The sequence below is a fragment of the Nocardia sp. NPDC059228 genome (genome assembly GCF_042754245.1).
Lineage (GTDB): Bacteria > Actinomycetota > Actinomycetes > Mycobacteriales > Mycobacteriaceae > Nocardia.
This window is the reverse complement of record NZ_JBHZAL010000014.1, coordinates 67,048-85,734: the sequence shown is the minus strand read 5'-3', so window position 1 is coordinate 85,734 and position 18,687 is coordinate 67,048. Positions and strand designations below refer to the sequence as shown.

Here is an 18,687-nt window from a genome sequence, read left to right as displayed (position 1 = left end):
GCGAGTGGAAACCGATATCGACTCGCCCGTGTCACAGTGATAGCCATGACCTTCAACGAGGGCCTGCAAATCGACCCGAACCGGGCGAGTGGTGGCGGTGGCGGACCGGGTATGGGCGGTGGATTGGCTCTCGGCGGCGGTGCGCTGGGCATCATCGCGGTGATCGCGGCGCTGATCTTCGGCGGCGACCCGGGCAGCATTCTCGGCCAGTTCACGGGCGCGGACAGCAATGCCAAGTCGGGCACCGCGACCCTGCCCACACACTGCAAGACCGGCGCCGACGCCAACAAGTACGTCGACTGCCGCGTCATCCTCACCGCCCAGAGCCTCGACGCGATCTGGGGCACCGAACTGCCGAAGCAGACCAACCGCAAGTACGTGGTCCCGAAGCTCAACCTCTTCTCCGGCGCGGTCAGCACCGGCTGCGGTCGTGCCTCCTCGGCGGTCGGCCCGTTCTACTGCCCCGCCGATCAGACCGCCTACTTCGACACCAGCTTCTTCCAGGAACTGGTCGACCGCTTCGGCTCCAGCGGCGGCCCGCTCGCTCAGGAGTACGTGGTCGCCCACGAGTTCGGCCACCACATCCAGAACCTGCTCGGCGACATCAACCGCGCCCAGCGCGACCCCCAGGGCGCCACCTCCGGCGCGGTCCGCACCGAACTCCAGGCCGACTGCTACGCCGGGGTCTGGGCCAACTACGCCGACAAGCTCCCCGCGCCCGGCTCCAACACACCCTTCCTGAAGCCGTTGACCGACAACGACATCCGCGACGCGCTCTCCGCCGCGTCCGCCGTCGGCGACGACCGCATCCAGAAGGCATCCACCGGCCGCGTCAACCCCGAAGCCTGGACCCACGGCTCGTCGGAGGAACGGCAGAAGTGGTTCCTGACCGGCTACAAGACCGGCCAGGTCAAGGCCTGCGACACCTATTCGGCCCGGGACCTGAACAACCCGCCCGCTCTCCGCTGACCCGACATTCCTCCGGTCCCCAGCCTCGGAGAGGCTGGGGACCTTGCCATTTCCGGCCCTCCATCCGTTTCGCTCGGGGCGAGGGCGGTGTCCGGGGTGGGTCGGCGTGGCAGCGCGGGTGTGGCGTGCGGTTGGCGGCAGAATCGGCGGCGGCGGGTGGGTGCCCGCAAGGGAATTCGGAGGAATGTGATGCGGACAGCCAGGGCGGCAAGACTTTTCGGCGAGGCGCGGCTCGGCCGGGTGGCGCAGCGGCGTGGATGGCGGGCGGGGGCGGTGACCGCGCTGGCCGTGGTGATGCTCACGGGCACAGGGGTATTCGCGATGGCGGACCCGGCACCGGTACCCGGCGTGGCGCTGTTCACGCTGACCGCCATGCCCGCGGGATGGCAGACGCGGACGGATCTGCATCCGTCGCTGGAGATTCAGCCCGACGGGCGGGCGGTGAAGCGCGCCGAGAACAGCGCGCAGCCGGTGACCGGGTCCGTGCCCGCCGACGTCATCGGGGCCGCGGCGGCCGAGGTGAAGGCGCTGGCGGCCGTGGACATGGGGACACCGGAACAGGCCGACAAGGGGACATCCATCATCGACTACATGCCGCAGTCGCCGGATCAGGACGTGCACCTGATCGTGTACGCGCCCGAGCTCGGCGACGGGCTCGACGATGGCCAGAAGGCGTCCCGCAAGCGCTTCGACGATCTGTTCGAGCGCTTGCTGAACGCCTTCGTTCCGGCCTAGCGGCGAAAGATCAGCCGACCGTCCAGGTTTCGCGGCCGGTGAGCAGCTCCTGCAGCGAGTTCTCGCTCACCGGTTTGCGTTCGACGGCGGTGGTCAACTGGGCGCGGACGCCGTCGTCGTAGGTCGGGCGGGAGACGCTGCGGAAGATGCCGGTCACCACGTGGGTGAGGTCCTGGTCGGACAGGCGGGACAGAGCGTAGGCGTATTCGGGGTGGTCGGTATAGGCGTCGTGAACCACGATCTCGGCTTCGGCGACACTGTCGGCGCGCGCCACCCGCAGGCCGAAACCAGCACGGACCACCGCGAATTCACCGTCCGCGCCGAACCGAATGGGCTCACCGTGCCGCAACCGGACCAGATGGGATTCGGCGTTCTCCCGGCGCAGCGCGTCGAAGGAGCCGTCGTTGAAGATCGGGCAGTCCTGCAGGATCTCCACGAACGAGGTGCCGCGGTGTTCGGCGGCGGCGCGCAGCACCTCGGTGAGCCCGGCCCGATCCGAGTCCAGCGCGCGGGCGGCGAAGGTGGCCTCGGCGCCCAGCGCCACCGACAGGGTGTTGAACGGATGGTCGACCGAGCCCATCGGGGTGGACTTGGTGACCTTGCCGGTCTCCGAGGTCGGTGAGTACTGGCCCTTGGTGAGACCGTAGATCCGGTTGTTGAACAACAGGATCGTCATGTTCACGTTGCGGCGCAGCGCGTGGATGAGGTGATTGCCGCCGATGGACAACGCGTCGCCGTCACCGGTCACCACCCAGACCGACAGGTCGGGCCGGGTCACCGCCATGCCCGTGGCAATGGCCGGCGCGCGGCCGTGGATCGAGTGGATCCCGTACGCCTCCAGGTAGTACGGGAACCGGCTCGAGCAGCCGATGCCGGACACGAACATGAGGTTCTCGCGCTCGAGACCCAGATCGGCCAGGAAGCCGCGCACGGTGGCCAGAATGACGTAGTCGCCGCACCCGGGGCACCAGCGCACCTCCTGATCGGAGGTGAAGTCCTTCGCCTTCTGCGGCCGGTCGGCCCGCGGCACGCCGGACAGTCCGGTGAGGCCGAGATCGGCGCCCACGAGCGGGTTTTCGAGAATGGTCATCAGTTGCCCCCTGGGGTGCGGTAGGTCGCCCGCGCGCGTGCGGCGAAGGCCTTGGCCTGTTCCATCTCCGCGATGGAACCGTCCAGGGCCGCGTCGATGACGCCGACCAGTTCCTGTGCTTGGAAGGCGGTGCCGGCGATCTTGGTCCACGGCTGCACGTCGACCAGGTAGCGGGCGCGCAGCAGCATGGCCAGCTGGCCGCCGTTCATCTCCGGGCAGACCACGGTGCGGTAGCGGCGCAGCACCTCACCGAGGTTGGGCGGGAAGGGGTTCAGGTTCCGCAGATGCGCCTGCGCCACCGGCACCCCGCGCCGCCGTGCCCGCCGGCATGCCTCGCCGATCGGCCCGTAGGAGCTGCCCCAGCCGATGAGCAGCAGTTCGGCGCGGTCACCCGGATCGTCCACCTCGAGGTCGGGCACCGCGATGCCGTCGATCTTGGCCTGCCGGATCCGCACCATCAGCTCGTGATTGGCCGGGTCGTAGGAGATATTGCCGCTGCCGTCGGCCTTTTCGAGCCCGCCGATGCGGTGGGCGCGGCCCACGGTGCCAGGCACGGCCAGCGGCCGGGCCAGGGTCTCCGGATCGCGCGCGTAGGGCTGGAACGAATCGCCCTCCGCGCCCTCGGGTTCGAAGCCCGGATCGATCGGGGCCAGCTCGGTGACCTGCGGAATCGCCCACGGCTCGGAACCATTGGCGATGGCGCCGTCGGACAGCAGCAGCACGGGCGTGCGGTAGGTCAGCGCGATGCGGGCGGCCTCGACCGCGGCGTCGAAGCAGTCCGCCGGTGAGCGCGGCGCGACGACGGCCACCGGCGACTCGCCGTTGCGCCCGTAGAGCGCCTGCAGCAGGTCGGCCTGTTCGGTCTTGGTGGGCAGGCCGGTGGAGGGCCCGCCGCGTTGCACGTCGATGATCACCAGCGGCAGCTCGGTCATGACGGCCAGGCCGATGGTCTCGCTCTTGAGCGCCAGCCCCGGCCCGGAGGTACTGGTGACCCCGAGCGCGCCGCCGAGTGCGGCGCCCAGCGCCGCGCCGATGCCGGCGATCTCGTCCTCGGCCTGGAAGGTGGTGACGCCGAAGTTCTTGTGCTTGCTCAGTTCGTGCAGGATGTCCGAGGCCGGGGTGATCGGGTAGGTGCCCAGGAAGACCGGCAGCCCGGACAGCTGCCCGGCGGTGACGATGCCGTAGGCGAGCGCGGTATTGCCGGTGATCTGCCGGTAGGTGCCGACCGGCAGCGTCGCGGGGGCTATCTCGTAGGTGGTGGCGAAGGCCTCGGTGGTTTCGCCGTAATTCCAGCCTGCCCGGAATGCGAGGATATTCGCTTCGGCGACATCCGGGGTGGCCGCGAATTTCTCCCGCATGAACTGCTCGGTGCCACCGATGGGCCGCCCGTACATCCACGACAGCAAGCCGAGCGCGAACATATTCTTCGCGCGCTGCCCATCTTTCTTACCCACACCGGTCGGTTCGGTTGCCCCGAGCGTCAGGGATGTCATGGGCACCCGGTGCACCACGAAATCGGTCAGCGTGTCATCGGCGAGCGGATCACCGGCATAGCCGACCTTGGTCAGATTCCGTTTGGTGAATTCGTCAGTATTCACGATCACCGTCGCACCGCGGGCCAAATCCTCCAGATTCGCCTTCAGCGCAGCAGGATTCATGGCGACCAATACGTCGGGCTGGTCCCCCGCGGTGAGGATGTCGTAGTCCGCGATCTGGATCTGGAACGACGACACGCCCGGCAGCGTGCCCTGGGGCGCGCGGATCTCGGCGGGGAAGTTCGGCTGGGTGGCAAGGTCATTGCCGAAGGCGGCGGCCTCGTGGGTGAAACGGTCACCGGTGAGCTGCATACCGTCACCGGAGTCACCCGCAAAGCGGATGACGACTCTTTCCAATTTCTCGACCGCCAATTTCGCTGTGGCGCCACCGTTTCCGGCCGCCGCGACCCCGCCGTCGGACGGAGCTTTCACAGTGCTGTTGTGCAGCGGAGCCACAGTATCCTTGTGCGGCAGCGCCGCAGGGTCGTCATGCTGCGAAACCATGCGCGTGCATCACTTCCTCGTCAGGTGTGAGGTACCAACGCCAAACTACTCCGCAATATTCGCGACACACCCGTGATGCGCAATGGTTTCGATCAAAGAACCGCCGTCAGGCGAACAACGCCAGCTGCGGATCGGGCGTGTGCGATTCGGCGACGCGGACCTCGGGTTCGGCCGGCCGATCGCGGTTCAAACGGTGTTTCTCCAGCAACGGCCCGATTCGGCCGCGTAGCCACGCAGAATACTCCGGTGTCACCGAAGCACCCCGACCATACAGTTGCCGGTAGCGTCGCAGCAGCGCCGGGTGGGCTTCGGCCAGCCAATTGAGGAACCAGCCGCGCGTGGAGCCGCGCAGATGCATGGGGAACGCCGTGACACCGGCGGCCCCGGCCTCGGCGATGGCGGCGAAGAGCGCGTCGAGATGCGCCTGGGAGTCGGTGAGGTACGGAATCACCGGCGCCACCATGACATTCACCGCGAATCCGGCGTCCGCCAGGGCGCGCACCAGTTCCAGCCGCGCCCGCGGCGAGGGCGTGCCGGGCTCGAGGCCGCGATGCAGCTCCGGATCCAGGATGGCGATGGAGACGGCGAGGTGCACCGGCACCTGCCCGGCAGCCTGGACCAGCAGCGGCAGATCCCGCCGCAGCAGCGTGCCCTTGGTGAGAATGGAGAACCCGGTGCCGGAGTCGGCGAGCGCGGAGATGATGCCGGGCATGAGCCGGTAGCGGCCCTCGGCGCGCTGATAGGGATCGGTATTCGTGCCCAGCGCAACCGATTCCCGCCGCCACGACCGCTTGTGCAGTTCGCGCCGCAGCACCGGGACCACATTGGTCTTGACCACGATCTGGGAGTCGAAATCGGCCCCCGCATCCAGGTCGAGGTACTCGTGCGTGCCGCGGGCGAAGCAGTAGCGGCACGCGTGCGAGCAGCCCCGCATGGGGTTGATGGTCCAGCTGAAGGGCAGATTGCTGTCGGGCACCCGGTTCAGGGCACTCTTGCAGAGCACCTCGTGAAACGTGATGCCCTCGAACTCGGGCGTCTGTACGCTGCGTACGAAACCCGCACGTTCGAGCCCGGGTAGCGCGCCGTCATCGGCGCCGAGGGTTTGCCTTTGCCAACGCACCACCCCAGTCGAACACGTGTTCTAACGACTGTCAAGCAATCTTCTGCGTGTCGGACTCGATCGGCTGCCCGTTGTAGAAGGCGACCAGATCCCGAATGGTCTGCTCGGCGGGCCGCGGCCGGTAGCCGAGTTCCTCGGTGGCCTTGGTGTGCTCGACGATCGGCGCCGACAGCAGCGCGCCCATGGCCGCCTTGGAGATGCGGTCACTGCCCAGCGCACGGGCGACGGGCTCCATGACCGGCATGCAGGCATTGATGACCTTGGCCGGAATCGCGAAGGCGGGCTTCATCTTCCCGTTGACCTCGGCGGCGGTGCGGGTGGCCTGGAACATGTCGGTGAAGTGCCCGCCGAGCAGGTAGTTCTCACCGGTGCGGCCGCGCTCGCTCGCGAGCACCAGACCCTGGGCCACGTCGCGCACGTCGACCAGGTCGAAGCCGCCGCTGATCATCACCGGCACCCGGCCGCGCGCGGCGTCCCACAGCGTGGTGTTGATGCGCGAGGCGGTGTTGTCGATCGGGCCGTACACACCGGTCGGGTTGCACACCACCGCGTCCAGGCCCTTGTCGATGATCTTGCGCAGCTCGATCTCGCCCTGCCACTTGGAGCGGTCGTACACCGGCAGCTCGGGATCGATGGACCGCGGCGAGCGCTCGTTGATCCGGCCGCCACAGCTGTACTGGTTGAACGCGTGAATGGAGCTGGTGTGCACCATCCGCCGCACGCCGACCTCGCGCGCGGCGTCCGCGACGATGCGCACGCCCTCGGTGTTGACCCGCCAGGCCACGTCGTTCTTGTGGGCCAGGGTGATGAGCGCGACCAGGTGGTAGACCACCTCGGCCCCGTCCAGCGCCGCGCGCATGGACGCCGGGTCCAGCACGTCACCGTTGACCCAGGCGACACCGGGCTGGCTCGCGCCCGCGACCCGGTCGATGGCAGTCACTTCGTGACCGCGATCGGTAAGCAGGCGAAGCAAATTGGTGCCAAGGAACCCGGCGGCGCCGGTGACTGCGACCTTCATGGAGACGAGAATATAGAACTTGTTCTAATTTGCAACAACGGTGTGGTTGCGGTGTGGCCGCGCACGCCACGCCGGTCTGGACGATGGACGGGATATATTCGCCATCCGCATGTCCATGACGATCAGGGGGGTACTGCCATGGCCGAGCTCTGGGTCGACACCGGTGCGGTGCGTACATTCGCCGCCACCCAGGACGGCGTCGCCGCCGACATCGCCGCCCAGGGCGGCCTCGACACGGTGTCCCACGTCGCGGCCATGACACCGGTCTTCGGACTCGTCGGCGCGGACTTCCTGGCCGGCTTCACGATCGCCGAACTCCTGCACGATCGCGACATCGCCGCCCTCTCGGCCCGCTTCGGCGCCCTCGGCCGGGCCGCCTTCGGATCGGCCGCCACCTACGACACCACCGACGCCGAATTCGCCGGGGGCCTCGGCACGGCCGCCGGGCAGATCGGCGAACGGGTATGAGGCCGATCGACTCCGGCGTCATCGATGCCGTCTGCCCGGCAGATCCGGACACCGGTGCGAGGGGAGCCGACAACGTGAGCGTCATCGGTCCGATCCCGGAGCTGCCGCTGGGCACACTGCCCACCGACATGCCGCCGTTCGAATCGCCGGAATTCGCGCTCGCGCGTAAGGAATTCGAGCAGATCAGCTCGCCGCTCGCCGGAGGAGTCCCGGGCGGTGCTGCCGCGGAGTCACGGACCGGCACGCTCGGCGACACGGTCGCGCCCGCGCTGGACGGTGCACTCTCGGGCGCGCGGGACGCACTCGGCACTGCCGAGGCCGTGCTCGGTTCCGCGGACGCCGCCCTGAACGCCGCGCCCGCCGCGCTCGATGCCGCCCAGGCCGCGGCGGCCCGGGCCGCCGCCGATCCCGCGGCCGCGTTGCCGCCGCTGCCCGCCGATCCGGTCGGCGATCTCATGAAGGGCCTGGCGCTTCCCGCGCTTCCCGGACTGGACGCGCTGTTCGAGCCGTTCCTGGACCTGTTGCAGGGCTTCGGCACCGGCATCCTCGGCCCGCTGAATCCGGCGACCCTGCTCAGCACCGGGTCGAAGGTCATCGTGGCCGCGGTCCAGATCGGCGGGGGCGCTCGAGACCGTCGAATCCCTGTGGCAGGGCCAGGCTTCCCGGCGTGCGCAGGAGTCGGGCCGGCAGGCCGGGAACCACGGCCGGGGGACCGCTCAGCGCGGCTTCGATCTGTCGTCGATCACCACTCGGGCCGCGGGCGTCGTGCAGCGGGGCAATATCCAGCTCACCGCCATCGCGGAGGCGTTCGCCGCCGAGGCCACGGCGCTGGCCCCGCTGATCCTGACCCCGATCGGCCAGACCACGCTGATCGCCTCGGCCACCCGGCATCTCGGCGAGGCCGTCGCGGTCGTGAACGCCACGCACGGCGAACTCTCGGTCTACACCGCGCAGGTGCACGGCATCATCGGTCAGCTGCTCGGCCAGGGCGGCGGCCCGAATCCGGCCGAGGTCGCGCAGTGGCTGGCACAGAATGTCGGCCGGCCGATCCTGGAGCAGGCGGAGGGCCTGTTCGACAGCGGCCTGCAGGCAGCCGCCCACACGCCCGGCGTTCCCCGGAAGGCCGATCCGGTCGGTGGTCTCCCCAACACCACTGCCGCAGGGGCCGGCGGGATCCGAGCCGGTGCCGGCGGTCTCGGCGGCGGCCTGCCGTCAATCCCTGGCGGCCCCGGGTCCTCGATCCCCGGTGGCAGGGTCACCAACCCCGCCAACCCGTTCGGCGCAGGCGCGGCCCGCATCCCCGGCCTCGGTGGCCCGGCCGGTACGGGCTACATGGGCTCCCCTGCTGCGGCGGGCACGAGCCAGGGCGGTGCGGCCGATGCCAAGCACGGCCGCACCGTGCGGCCGCACCAAAGCCACACCGCCGAAAGCGAACTCACCGGCAACCTGGGCACCTTCGCCCCCGGTGTCATCGGCGGGCCGGCGGAAAGCACGGACGCGGCCGAGACCGATCCCGCCTGATCCGGGTGCGGCACAGCCGCTTTCGTGGCGGCACGGTCGTCTCCGGACAGCAGAATGCCGCGGCGATCGGGTCGGGTACCCCGGTCACCGCGGCATCGGTGGAGGCCGAAATGCGGCTGTACACCCCGCGGGCTCGGCCACCGTTCAGGGCGCGCGGTCGGCGCGCCGCGGTGGATTACACCGCGGTCGGCCGCGTCTGCGCGTCGATTCCGCCGTCGATGACGAACTGGGCGCCGTGGATGAAGCCGGCCTGCGGGCCGACCAGATAGGCGATGAGGGAGGCGATCTCCTCGGGCTTGCCATTGCGGCCGATGGGGGCCACGAAGTTGCGGATGGCGTCACCGTAGCGCGGATCGTCCAGACCGGCCTGCAGCAGCGGGGTTTCGACGCTGCCGGGGGCGACGGTGTTCAATCGCACGCCGGCGGCGCCCCACTCGACGGCGCGTTCGCGCACGGCCACGGTGACGGCGTTCTTGGAGGACGCGTAGGCGTAGTGGCCCGCGAAATCCCCGGCCTGGGCGAAGGCCTCGGCCTCGGTGCCCGTGCGGATCGGATTGTCCTCCCACTTGATCTGGGTGGAGGCCACCGACGAAACCACCACGGCCGCAGGGTTTTCGCCCTTGCGCAGCGCGGGCAGCAGGGCGTCGAGCAGGGCCACGGTGGCCCGGTAGTTGATCTCCACCACGAGGTTCGGGTCGGGCACCTGCGGGCCGACACCGGCACACAGCACCACGCCGTCCAGCACTCCCCCGGATCGCTCCACGATCTCCTCGACCGCGGCCGCGCGCGCCGCGGCGTCGGTGAGGTCGACGGTGATGTCGGCGTTGCGCAGGTCGATCCCGATGATGTCGTGCCCGGCGGCGCGCAGAGCGGCGGCGGTGGCCGCGCCGATGCCCGAGCCGGAGCCGGTGATGGCGATCGTCATGACGCGATTAGAACAAGATCCAGGAATCCGGACAAGCCCACCGGGACGGGCATCTCAGCCACCGGGACGGCTACGACCGGGCGGTCTGCCGCTGCGATACGACAGGTGAGCACCTCCAGCAGGATCGGGTGCGGAGGGTGCGGATCGCTCGTTCGACTGCCTTTCCCGCGAGCCTCCCGCTAGCATCACTCACAGAACTAGAATCAGTTCTAGTTTTTGTACTGGCTCACTGTCGAGAGGACGATCGATGCGCTTCACCTACGCGGAGGCGATGACCAACCCGGATTACTACATCCCCCTCGCGCAGGCCGCCGAGGCCGCCGGGTTCCACAGCATCACCGTGGCCGACAGCATCGCCTACCCGGCCGAGTCGGATTCCAAGTACCCGTACACCGCCGACGGCAATCGCGAGTTCCTGGACGGCAAGCCGTTCATCGAGACCTTCGTGCTGTCGGCCGCCCTCGCCGCGGCCACCACCACGCTGCGCATGACCCCGTTCGTGCTCAAGCTGCCCATCCGCCCGCCGGTGCTGGTGGCCAAGCAGGCCAGTTCGCTGGCCCGCCTGAGCAACAACCGCTTCGCCCTGGGCGTGGGCATCAGCCCGTGGCCGGAGGACTTCCAGATGATGGGCGTCCCGTTCGAGAAGCGCGGCAAGCGCCTGGACGAGTGCATCGAGATCGTGCGCGGCCTGTCCACCGGCGAGTACTTCGAGTACCACGGCGAGTTCTACGACATTCCCAAGATCAAGCTCACCCCCGCCCCGACCCAGCCGCTGCCGATCCTGGTCGGCGGGCACAGCGATGCCGCGCTGCGCCGCGCGGTGCGGCTGTGCGACGGCTGGATGCACGCCGGCGGCAAGGGCGACGACCTGGACAAGTACCTGGCGCGGATCAACGAATTGCGCGGGGAGCGCGACAATCCGGGCGAGTTCGAGATCCACGCGGTCTCCCGCGACGGCTACACCACCGACGGGGTGAAGCGCCTCGAGGAGAAGGGCATCACCGATCTGATCGTCGGCTTCCGCAACTCCTACGCGATGGAGCCCGACACGGAGTCGCTGGAGGAGAAGATCGTCAAGATCAAGTGGTACGGCGAGAACGTGATCAGCAAGCTCAGCTGATCACCTCCGCTCGCCGGTACTGATCAGGACCGCTTGGCGTACCCCAGGTCGACCACGGCGTCGCGCTCGCTCACGAGTTCCGCGACGCTGTGGTCGATCCGGGTGCGGGCGAACTCGCCGATCTCCAGGTCCGGCACGATGGTGTACTCGCCATCGGCGCAGGTCACCGGGAACGAGCTGATCAGTCCCTCGGGCACGCCGTAGGAGCCGTCCGAGGGCACCGCCATCGAGGTCCAGTCGCCGGGCGCGGTACCCAGCACCCAGTCGTGGATGTGGTCGATGGCGGCGCTGGCCGCGCTCGCCGCCGAGGACGCGCCGCGCGCCTTGATGATGGCGGTGCCGCGCTGCTGCACGGTCGGGATGAAATCGCCGGTCACCCAGGCATCGTCGGCGATCAGCTCGAGCGCGCCCCGCCCGCCGACCGTCGCATGGGCGAGGTCCGGGTACTGCGTCGCGGAGTGATTGCCCCACACCGTGATCCGCGCGATGTCGGCGGCCGCCGCCCCGGTCTTCTTCGCCACCTGCGCGATCGCGCGATTGTGGTCGAGCCGGGTGAGCGCGGTGAACCGCCCGGCGGGCACGTCGGGCGCATTGCTCATGGCGATGAAGGCATTGGTATTGGCCGGATTCCCGACCACCAGCACCCGGATGTCCTCTGCCGCATTGGCATTGATGGCCGCGCCCTGATCGGTGAAGATCGGCCCGTTGGCCGCCAGCAGGTCCGAGCGTTCCATGCCCGCGGTCCGCGGCCGCGCGCCCACCAGAATCGCGATATTGGCCCCGTCGAACCCGATCCACGGGTCATCGGCGATATCGATGCCCGCCAGCAGCGGGAACGCCCCGTCCTCGAGTTCCATCGCCACGCCCTCGAGCGATCCAACGGCGGCCGGAATCTCCAGCAGCCGCAACCGCACCGGCGTCTCGGACCCGAGTAGCGCCCCCGACGCGATGCGGAAGAGCAATCCGTAGGCGATCTGCCCGGCGGCTCCGGTCACGGTGACGGTCACTGGCGCGATGGTGCTCACGACGATCTCCTCGCGATGGCGGGTAGGTCCGTCTTCACCCTAGCCAGGCTCACTCCCCCGCGTCCCGCCCCGTGAGCAGCGCGTGAGCAAACAGACACCGGCACCGGCCGGTGAATCCGGCTCGGGGATCGGTGAATTGACCGCTCAGTGGGCGAGGTCGGCGATGTCGGAGTCGCTGAGGACGACCGGGGCGACCTGGTCGCGGTCGCGGACCATGCGGACGGCCCGGTAGAGGGGCCGTTGCTCGGCGACGGCGTCGCGCGCCTCGGCGCGCAGTTGCTGGACGAGCAGTCCGGAGATGGCGAGGGCGGCCGCGAGGGGGCAACCGGCCAGGGCGTCGGCGAGTTTGCGCAGGCCCAGAATGTGGAGTTCGCGACCGCTGCCGGAGTCGCTGTAGATGGCCAGCGGCACGACCTGGGTGTCGGCGCCGGCGGTGACGCGCAGCACGATGCGGCTGATCTTGCCCGGGTAGACCAGGATTTCGGCGGCGGTGGCGCCGGCCAGGTCGAGGCGGCGTTCGCCGCGCCAGGTGCGGGCACGGATGACGGTGCCGGACACCGTGATTCGACGGCGCTGCACGGCCACGGCGTAGAGAGCGGTGGGCGCGCCGAGCACGAGGCCGGTGACGAGGGCGATCGGCCAGTGCACGAACAGCGCCATCAGCAGTCCGACCCCGATGCCGATGCCGAGCGCGGCCAGGGTGAGCCTGCGCAGGGCCGGGGCCAGCAGTTCGGGGGCGACCAGGTCGAGGCCGATTTCGCCGTCGGATCCCGGTTTCGATTCATCAGTCACAGCAGCGCATTCGTCCAAGTCTCGATGGGTCGGGCCTGCCGGCGGCACGCACCGCCCCCGCGGGACGCACCGCACGGTACCAGCAGGTCCTAACCCCATACCCCGATTTGCCCCACCCCAAGCCCCCATCGGCGCGGCGGCTGCCGGCCGGGCCGGGCAGCGGCGCTGTCCGGCTCGGCCGACGGATCAGTTCTGCTCGCCCGCGAGTGCGGCCGCGACCTGGGCGACGGCCTCGTCCAGGGGGATCTGACGCTGTTCGCCGGTGCTCAGATCCTTGAGCCCGATCTGCCCCTCGGCGACCTCGCGGTCGCCGAGCACCAGGGCCAGCTGCGCGCCGGACTTGTCGGCCGCCTTCATCGCGCCCTTCATCCCGCGGCCGCCGTAGGCGAGGTCGACGCGGATGCCGGCCCGGCGCAGCTCGGCCGCGAGCACCACCAGGCGCTGCTTGGCCACCTCACCGAGCGGGACGCCGAACACCTGGACGCGGGGACCGTCGACGGCGGACTTGCCCTCGGCCTCGAGCGCCAGCACCGTCCGGTCGACGCCGATGCCGAAGCCGATGCCCGAGAGCGGCTGCCCGCCGAGCTCGGCCATCAGCCCGTCGTAACGGCCGCCGCCGCCGATGCCGGACTGCGCGCCCAGCCCGTCGTGCACGAATTCGAAGGTGGTCTTCGTGTAGTAGTCGAGTCCGCGCACCATGCGCGGGTTGACCACGTACGGCACGCCCAGCGCGTCGAGGAGGCCGAGCACCTGCTCGAAGTGCGCCTTGGCCGACTCCGACAGGTGGTCGATCATGAGCGGCGCTTCGGCGGTCATCTCTTTGACCTCGGGACGCTTGTCGTCGAGCACCCGCAGCGGGTTGATCGCCGCCCGGCGCTTGGTCTCCTCGTCCAACGGCAGCTTGAACAGGAAGTCCTGCAACAGTTCTCGATATTGCGGCCGGCAGGTCTCATCGCCGAGCGAGGTGATCTCGAGCCGGAAACCCTCCAGTCCGAGCCCCCGGAATCCGGCGTCGGCGATGGCGATCACCTCGGCGTCCAGCGCCGGATCGTCGACGCCGATGGCCTCCACACCGACCTGCTGCAGCTGCCGGTAGCGGCCCTTCTGCGGGCGCTCGTACCGGAAGAACGGACCGGCGTAGCAGAGTTTGACGGGCAGCGCCCCGCGGTCGAGGCCGTTCTCGATGACCGCCCGCATGACGCCGGCGGTGCCTTCCGGGCGCAGGGTGAAGCTCTCGCCATTGCGGTCGGCGAAGGTCCACATCTCCTTGGTGACGACGTCGGTGGATTCGCCCACACCCCGCGCGAACAGGGCGGTCTCTTCGAAGATCGGCAGCTCGACATGCCCGTATCCGGCCAATCGCGCCGTGCCCACGAGGGCGTCGCGGACGGCGACGAACTCGGCGGACGTGGGTGGCAGATAGTCGGGGACCCCCCTCGGGGCACGGAAGCTGCTGGTCTTGGTCACGATGCCCAGTTTTCACCACGCCCGTCCGCCAAGTCCAACCGGTTACCGGCCGTCGGCCACCAGGGCCTGCCATATGTAGGTTTTTCTCAGCGAATGCAGGTAATGTCTGCCGCGGCCGCTGGGCTGACGGCCGCAGTCTGTACAGACATCAGATACCGACCGTTCATGGAGGGACAGTTAGTGCCGAGCAATGAACAGCGACGCGCTGCGGCGAAGCGGAAGCTGGAGCGTCAACTGGAGAATCGGGCCCAGCGGGCGCGTAAGCGCAAGCAACTCACCATCGCGGCCTCGGCCCTGGGTGTTGTGGTCGCGGTCGCGGCCGGTGTCGGCATCTACTTCCTGACCAAGGGCGATGACAACAGCACCAGCGCCAAGGCCTCGGAGACTCCGGACGCCTCGCTGACCGCCGCTCCCCCGCCGGCCGCCAAGGCCAAGCCGGCCTCGGTCAGCTGTGAGTACCGCCCGTCGCAGAAGCCGGCCGACAAGCCGGTGAATCCGCCGAGCACGGCCAATGTCTCCACCGCCGGTGATGTCAAGGCGACCATGGACACCAGCCAGGGTCCGATCTCCATGACCCTGACCCCGAGTGAATCCCCCTGCACGGTCAACAGTTTCGAGAGCCTGGCCAAGCAGAAGTTCTTCGACAACACCAGCTGCCATCGCATCACCACGGGCAAGGGCCTGGAGGTGCTGCAGTGCGGCGACCCGACCGGCAGCGGAATGGGCGGCCCCGGTTACGAATTCGACAACGAGTACCCGACCGACCAGTACGACCCGAATGACCAAGCCGCCCAGTACCCGGTCGCCTACAAGCGCGGCGTGCTCGCCATGGCCAACGCCGGGCCGGGCACCAATGGCAGTCAGTTCTTCCTGGTCTACGGCGATTCCCAACTGCCGCCGCAGTACACCATCTTCGGCACGGTCGACGACGCCGGTCTCGCCACCCTCGACAAGGTCGCCAAGGCGGGCGTCCAGGGCGGCGGTCAGGACGGAAAACCGGCCGCGGACGTGAACATCCACTCGGTCCAAATCAACTGACCAGCATGGTTTTTCGGGCCCGGCGCTTCCTCGCGCCGGGCCCGATTCTTTTCCGGCGAAGGTCTCGGGAAGGTCCCGTTGAACCTCTTGCCCAAGGCTTCCCTAACCAAAGAAAATCCTGACTTTTCCACGACGTGCCGGAATTGTGCGATATATGCTGGATCGCGACGCGCGCGTGCGGTGGTTTCGGAGTTTTCGCTGGTAACCTCGTAGAACGGAGTACCAAGGCGTAGTAAAGCCCACCGGGCAATCCCCACCGGGCCGTTGCGACGCCTGATGGGCTCCGGGTGTCCACGTTTGCAGGCGGGATATGGCTACGCGCAACCACCGTTCGTGTGGCGATGTCCGTGACGAAGCACCACAATCATCCATAGTGATCTAACTGCAGCATCGGGGAGCAGGCAATGGCCGAGGAACTCGACGACATCGGCCGCGAAACAGCGGCGATGATGAGGCAAATGTTGCAGCTCGCGACACTTGTCGCGCTGCGCACCCGGGAACGTGGCCAGAAGGAAGCGGAAGCACGCGTCAGGGTCACCGAGGCCCGCCAGAAGGAGGGCCGCGAGCGTCGGCTGCGTGAGGCAGCGGATGCCAAGGCACGTGATCCGCGTAACCGCGAACTCTCGCGAATCTTGGAGCGCCCGACGCGTGAACGGGGCGTATCTCTCGAAAAGGATCGATTCTCCGCGCAGGCGGAGGCATCTCGGATGGCCGCGCAGCAAGCCAGCCGCGGCTCCGTGCGATACGACTCGGTGGAACGGCGAACCGCGCTGGCGCAACACCTTTCGCGCATGGGCATCTCTCCCGAACTGCAATCGGTACGGCTGCTGATGGAGGTCGGACAGGCCCAGTCGGCACAGGATGCCGTGCGGCTGCGGGAGCAGGAGGCGGCGCAGCGGCGGGTGCGGGAGCAGGAAGCGCACGAGCGGGAGCGCGAACGCGCTCGCTCACGTGAACGAGTCTGAGCAGCAATAACTTCGAACCGTGGCGGATCGCAACCCGATCCGCCACTTTCCGTTTCGGCGCCGGCACCGTACCGGGGCCGACGGTTCATCTCAGAGCGGGAACTCCCCCATCGTGGGATTGCTGAACAAGCCCTGCTGGGGGGACTTCAACGGCAGCGGGGTGAGCATGTCCTTGTGGCCGTTGCGCACACTGCAGTACTTGAACGGGCCCTTGGGATCGAACAGTTTCGCCATGTGCGGGTCGGCGTGGTCGAGGAACCAGATGCTGAGCCCGGTCTTGCCGTCGTGGCGGAAGTGCTCCCACGCCCGCCACATGGCATCCAGTCGCGCGACCGCCTCGGCGTGCTTCCACCATTCGGGGCACCACACGGTGTCGCTGATATCGGTCACCTGCCGGCGGTACACGAGGCTGAGGTAGTTCTCCACGAACTCGACCACGCTCGCGTAGACCATGGGTGTTGACTCTTCGCTCACAGCGGTCGAACCTCCTTGGGCGCCGAAACATCCGGCAGTGTCTCTTTGATCAGCGCGGGGCTGATCAGATCGGAAATCTCGGTCTTGCGCGTCGGTGACGGGTCGTGGGCTTCGATCGACCGCTCGACCGCGGCGGCGTCGGGGCCCTCCCACCACGGCACCGTGCGCAGCAGCACGGCCGGTGTGCCGGAGGCGAACAGGATGGCGCGGCCGCGCGGCAGGGTTGCCAGGGCATGGGCGTTGAAGGTCCGCGACGAGCTCAGGGAGCGCGAATAGCTCTTGCCGCCCTTCGATTCCGAGACCGACTGCGAGATGCTGTCGTAGTCGCCGATGGCCTCGGAGCGCTGTTGCAGGAAGGTCATGTCGTCGATGCCGCTGCCGATGACCTTGATGTTCGCGGCGCCCCAGAGCGCCTCCATGCCATCGGGTCCCCAGCAGCGCGCGCCCTGCGCCCAGGACTGCAGCACCGTCATCACCACGATGCCGCGAGAACCGAAGTGGCTGTACTGCTTCGGCAGATCCTTCCAGCGCACGACATTGGCGGCCTCGTCGAGGGCGGCCAGCAGCGGCACCGGCAGCCGCCCGCCCGGCGACCGTGACGCCTCCCGGGAGGCCACGTCGATGACCGCCGCGGTCAGGGCGCTCACCAGCGGCGCCGCCGAGCCGCGGCCCTCCAGCGACAGGCAGTAGAGCGTGCCGTTGCGCTCGAGGAATTCCAGTTCGTCGAAGGCCGACCGACCGCCGTTGGGGATGATCCACGGCTGGATGTGCGGGAACTTCAGGCACCTGATCATCGCCTTCGCGCCACCGAAGATGCCGTCGCGCGTGCGGATGTCGAGGTTGTACTGGCCGGCGAGACCCTCGGCCATGTAGTGCTTGGAATGCGCGCGCAGGATCTCGATGGGGGTGGTGTCCATCGGGTTGTTCACCCATTCCCAGGCCCGCAGGATGTTGCTGCCCTCGAAACCCGCGGCCAGGAACAGTGCCGCGAGCAGATCCTCGGCCTCGGGGTCGAAGTACGAGTCCGCGCCCTGGCCGGCCGAGGGACTGCCCTCCGCGTCGGAGAAATGACCCGCCAGGCTGACAGCCCGCACCTCGCAGCCGGGCCGGTGCACGTCGACCCATGCCAGCGGATCCCAGTACCAGCCGGGTTCCTGCTGTGCCTGCAGGTCGTGCGAATCCGGGGCCACGCCTTGCGGATCGAAGACGAAGATCTGACTGCCCTTGCCCGCCCGCACATCCCGGGTGGCGTCGACGACGTCACGCTTGTTGGAGGTGACGACCACCGGGCCGATGGCGGCGAGCACGGCCGGGATCACCCGTGAGGTGGTCTTGCCCTGTCGCGGGCCCCAGATGTCGACCTGCAGATCCTCGTAGGAGCCGTACATCATTTCGCCGTCGGCGACCGACATGCCGATCGGGATACCCGGAACCAGCATGTCCCCGGGCCGCATCAGCGAACCGGGAATGAGCATGTCCCCGGTGAGGTGCTTGTGCAGCGGCACACCGATCTGGCCGGCCTTCTCCCGGACACCGGACAGCGTGAGCGCCTTGATGGCCCCGCCGGTGCCCATGTGATCGGCCTTGTCGTCGATCGCCAGTCGGCCCTTCTTGGCGTTCAGCTCGCGGCGGCGCCGGTACAGCACCCAGCCCAGCGTCCCCCCGAAGACGAGCACGATGATCACGGTGGCGGCGGCCGGCCAGCGCAGCTCGCCCTTCAGCAGGTTGACCACGATGGCGATCGGGTTGATCGGCACGTGCTGGCGCGGCGAGCTCAGCAGGTTGCCCAATTGCACGGCCAGCCACACGGTTCCGAAGAAGTAGAAACCCGCGTAGACGAGGTGCAGGACACGATCCGGACCCGGGTCGGCCGGGTCCGCAATCGGTTTCTTCGCCATCTCTAACCTCCTGGGATGACCTG

General features: G+C 68.7%; 17 protein-coding genes. 7 read left to right on the top strand and 10 right to left on the bottom strand.

What is annotated here, in order from left to right; all coding sequences use genetic code 11:
- The first annotated feature begins 45 nt into the window (after positions 1–45).
- A complete protein-coding gene (locus tag ACFXKA_RS22190; RefSeq protein ID WP_379428691.1) occupies positions 46–969 on the top strand; it encodes a neutral zinc metallopeptidase in 924 nt (307 codons plus the stop codon).
- A 189-nt stretch (positions 970–1,158) separates the two neighbouring features.
- On the top strand, positions 1,159–1,704 hold the full coding sequence (locus ACFXKA_RS22185; protein ID WP_379428690.1) for a hypothetical protein: 546 nt from the start codon (positions 1,159–1,161) through the stop codon (positions 1,702–1,704).
- A 10-nt stretch (positions 1,705–1,714) separates the two neighbouring features.
- On the opposite strand, the gene ACFXKA_RS22180 is transcribed toward ACFXKA_RS22185, so the two are convergent.
- From ACFXKA_RS22180 to ACFXKA_RS22165, 4 genes are all read right to left on the bottom strand, one after another.
- Positions 1,715–2,794: a 2-oxoacid:ferredoxin oxidoreductase subunit beta gene (locus tag ACFXKA_RS22180; RefSeq protein WP_379428689.1), complete on the bottom strand. Its 1,080-nt coding sequence runs from the start codon at positions 2,792–2,794 to the stop codon at positions 1,715–1,717.
- Positions 2,794–4,833 carry a 2-oxoacid:acceptor oxidoreductase subunit alpha gene (locus ACFXKA_RS22175; RefSeq protein ID WP_379428688.1) on the bottom strand — a complete coding sequence of 680 codons (2,040 nt, stop codon included), beginning with the start codon at positions 4,831–4,833 and terminating at the stop codon, positions 2,794–2,796. The genes ACFXKA_RS22180 and ACFXKA_RS22175 overlap by 1 nt, the downstream gene beginning before the upstream one ends.
- Before the next feature lie 106 nt (positions 4,834–4,939).
- The gene (locus tag ACFXKA_RS22170) at positions 4,940–5,953 is read right to left on the bottom strand and encodes an Rv2578c family radical SAM protein (protein WP_354837302.1); all 1,014 of its coding nucleotides are present in this window, start codon (positions 5,951–5,953) and stop codon (positions 4,940–4,942) included.
- Between the two features lie 31 nt (positions 5,954–5,984).
- Positions 5,985–6,971 (bottom strand): NAD-dependent epimerase/dehydratase family protein, encoded by a 987-nt coding sequence (locus ACFXKA_RS22165; RefSeq protein WP_379428687.1) that lies wholly within the window; start codon positions 6,969–6,971, stop codon positions 5,985–5,987.
- Between the two features lie 138 nt (positions 6,972–7,109).
- On the opposite strand from ACFXKA_RS22165, the gene ACFXKA_RS22160 reads away from it, so the two are divergent.
- Both ACFXKA_RS22160 and ACFXKA_RS22155 read left to right on the top strand, forming a co-directional pair.
- Positions 7,110–7,439: a type VII secretion target gene (locus ACFXKA_RS22160; RefSeq protein ID WP_379428686.1), complete on the top strand. Its 330-nt coding sequence runs from the start codon at positions 7,110–7,112 to the stop codon at positions 7,437–7,439.
- Positions 7,440–8,204: 765 nt separating this feature from the next.
- Entirely contained in the window at positions 8,205–8,960 is a 756-nt protein-coding gene (locus tag ACFXKA_RS22155; protein WP_379428685.1) for a hypothetical protein, read from the top strand.
- 175 nt (positions 8,961–9,135) lie between these two features.
- Here ACFXKA_RS22155 and ACFXKA_RS22150 read toward each other — a convergent pair whose 3' ends face one another.
- Complete coding sequence (locus ACFXKA_RS22150; protein WP_354837294.1) at positions 9,136–9,885, bottom strand: SDR family oxidoreductase; 750 nt, start codon at positions 9,883–9,885, stop codon at positions 9,136–9,138.
- 247 nt (positions 9,886–10,132) lie between these two features.
- Between ACFXKA_RS22150 and ACFXKA_RS22145 the strand changes: the two genes are divergently transcribed.
- Complete coding sequence (locus ACFXKA_RS22145) at positions 10,133–11,005, top strand: TIGR03619 family F420-dependent LLM class oxidoreductase (protein ID WP_379428684.1); 873 nt, start codon at positions 10,133–10,135, stop codon at positions 11,003–11,005.
- Positions 11,006–11,028: 23 nt separating this feature from the next.
- Here the strand turns inward: ACFXKA_RS22145 and ACFXKA_RS22140 are convergent, their stop codons facing one another.
- The 3 genes from ACFXKA_RS22140 to hisS all read right to left on the bottom strand — a co-directional run bounded on the left by ACFXKA_RS22140 (position 11,029) and on the right by hisS (position 14,289).
- Positions 11,029–12,030: a malate dehydrogenase gene (locus ACFXKA_RS22140; protein WP_354837290.1), complete on the bottom strand. Its 1,002-nt coding sequence runs from the start codon at positions 12,028–12,030 to the stop codon at positions 11,029–11,031.
- A 144-nt stretch (positions 12,031–12,174) separates the two neighbouring features.
- A complete protein-coding gene (locus ACFXKA_RS22135) occupies positions 12,175–12,822 on the bottom strand; it encodes a hypothetical protein (RefSeq protein ID WP_354837288.1) in 648 nt (215 codons plus the stop codon).
- 186 nt (positions 12,823–13,008) lie between these two features.
- Complete coding sequence (hisS, locus tag ACFXKA_RS22130) at positions 13,009–14,289, bottom strand: histidine--tRNA ligase (RefSeq protein ID WP_354837286.1); 1,281 nt, start codon at positions 14,287–14,289, stop codon at positions 13,009–13,011.
- A gap of 180 nt (positions 14,290–14,469) precedes the next feature.
- Between hisS and ACFXKA_RS22125 the strand changes: the two genes are divergently transcribed.
- Positions 14,470–15,327 (top strand): peptidylprolyl isomerase, encoded by an 858-nt coding sequence (locus tag ACFXKA_RS22125; protein WP_354837284.1) that lies wholly within the window; start codon positions 14,470–14,472, stop codon positions 15,325–15,327.
- 404 nt (positions 15,328–15,731) lie between these two features.
- Positions 15,732–16,292 (top strand): hypothetical protein, encoded by a 561-nt coding sequence (locus ACFXKA_RS22120; protein WP_354837282.1) that lies wholly within the window; start codon positions 15,732–15,734, stop codon positions 16,290–16,292.
- A gap of 90 nt (positions 16,293–16,382) precedes the next feature.
- Here ACFXKA_RS22120 and ACFXKA_RS22115 read toward each other — a convergent pair whose 3' ends face one another.
- Positions 16,383–16,766 carry a DUF4913 domain-containing protein gene (locus ACFXKA_RS22115; RefSeq protein WP_354837280.1) on the bottom strand — a complete coding sequence of 128 codons (384 nt, stop codon included), beginning with the start codon at positions 16,764–16,766 and terminating at the stop codon, positions 16,383–16,385.
- Positions 16,763–18,664 carry a TraM recognition domain-containing protein gene (locus ACFXKA_RS22110; protein ID WP_364612309.1) on the bottom strand — a complete coding sequence of 634 codons (1,902 nt, stop codon included), beginning with the start codon at positions 18,662–18,664 and terminating at the stop codon, positions 16,763–16,765. The genes ACFXKA_RS22115 and ACFXKA_RS22110 overlap by 4 nt, the downstream gene beginning before the upstream one ends.
- Between the last annotated feature and the right edge of the window lie 23 nt (positions 18,665–18,687).

Bases quoted from the DNA above. Each gene is read 5' to 3' on its own strand.
- ACFXKA_RS22190 (WP_379428691.1), top strand. From the start codon at position 46: ATGACCTTCAACGAGGGCCTGCAAATCGACCCGAACCGGGCGAGTGGT.
- ACFXKA_RS22185 (WP_379428690.1), top strand. From the start codon at position 1,159: ATGCGGACAGCCAGGGCGGCAAGACTTTTCGGCGAGGCGCGGCTCGGC.
- ACFXKA_RS22180 (WP_379428689.1), bottom strand. From the start codon at position 2,794: ATGACCATTCTCGAAAACCCGCTCGTGGGCGCCGATCTCGGCCTCACC.
- ACFXKA_RS22175 (WP_379428688.1), bottom strand. From the start codon at position 4,833: ATGGTTTCGCAGCATGACGACCCTGCGGCGCTGCCGCACAAGGATACT.
- ACFXKA_RS22165 (WP_379428687.1), bottom strand. From the start codon at position 6,971: ATGAAGGTCGCAGTCACCGGCGCCGCCGGGTTCCTTGGCACCAATTTG.
- ACFXKA_RS22160 (WP_379428686.1), top strand. From the start codon at position 7,110: ATGGCCGAGCTCTGGGTCGACACCGGTGCGGTGCGTACATTCGCCGCC.
- ACFXKA_RS22150 (WP_354837294.1), bottom strand. From the start codon at position 9,885: ATGACGATCGCCATCACCGGCTCCGGCTCGGGCATCGGCGCGGCCACC.
- ACFXKA_RS22145 (WP_379428684.1), top strand. From the start codon at position 10,133: ATGCGCTTCACCTACGCGGAGGCGATGACCAACCCGGATTACTACATC.
- ACFXKA_RS22120 (WP_354837282.1), top strand. From the start codon at position 15,732: ATGGCCGAGGAACTCGACGACATCGGCCGCGAAACAGCGGCGATGATG.
- ACFXKA_RS22110 (WP_364612309.1), bottom strand. From the start codon at position 18,664: ATGGCGAAGAAACCGATTGCGGACCCGGCCGACCCGGGTCCGGATCGT.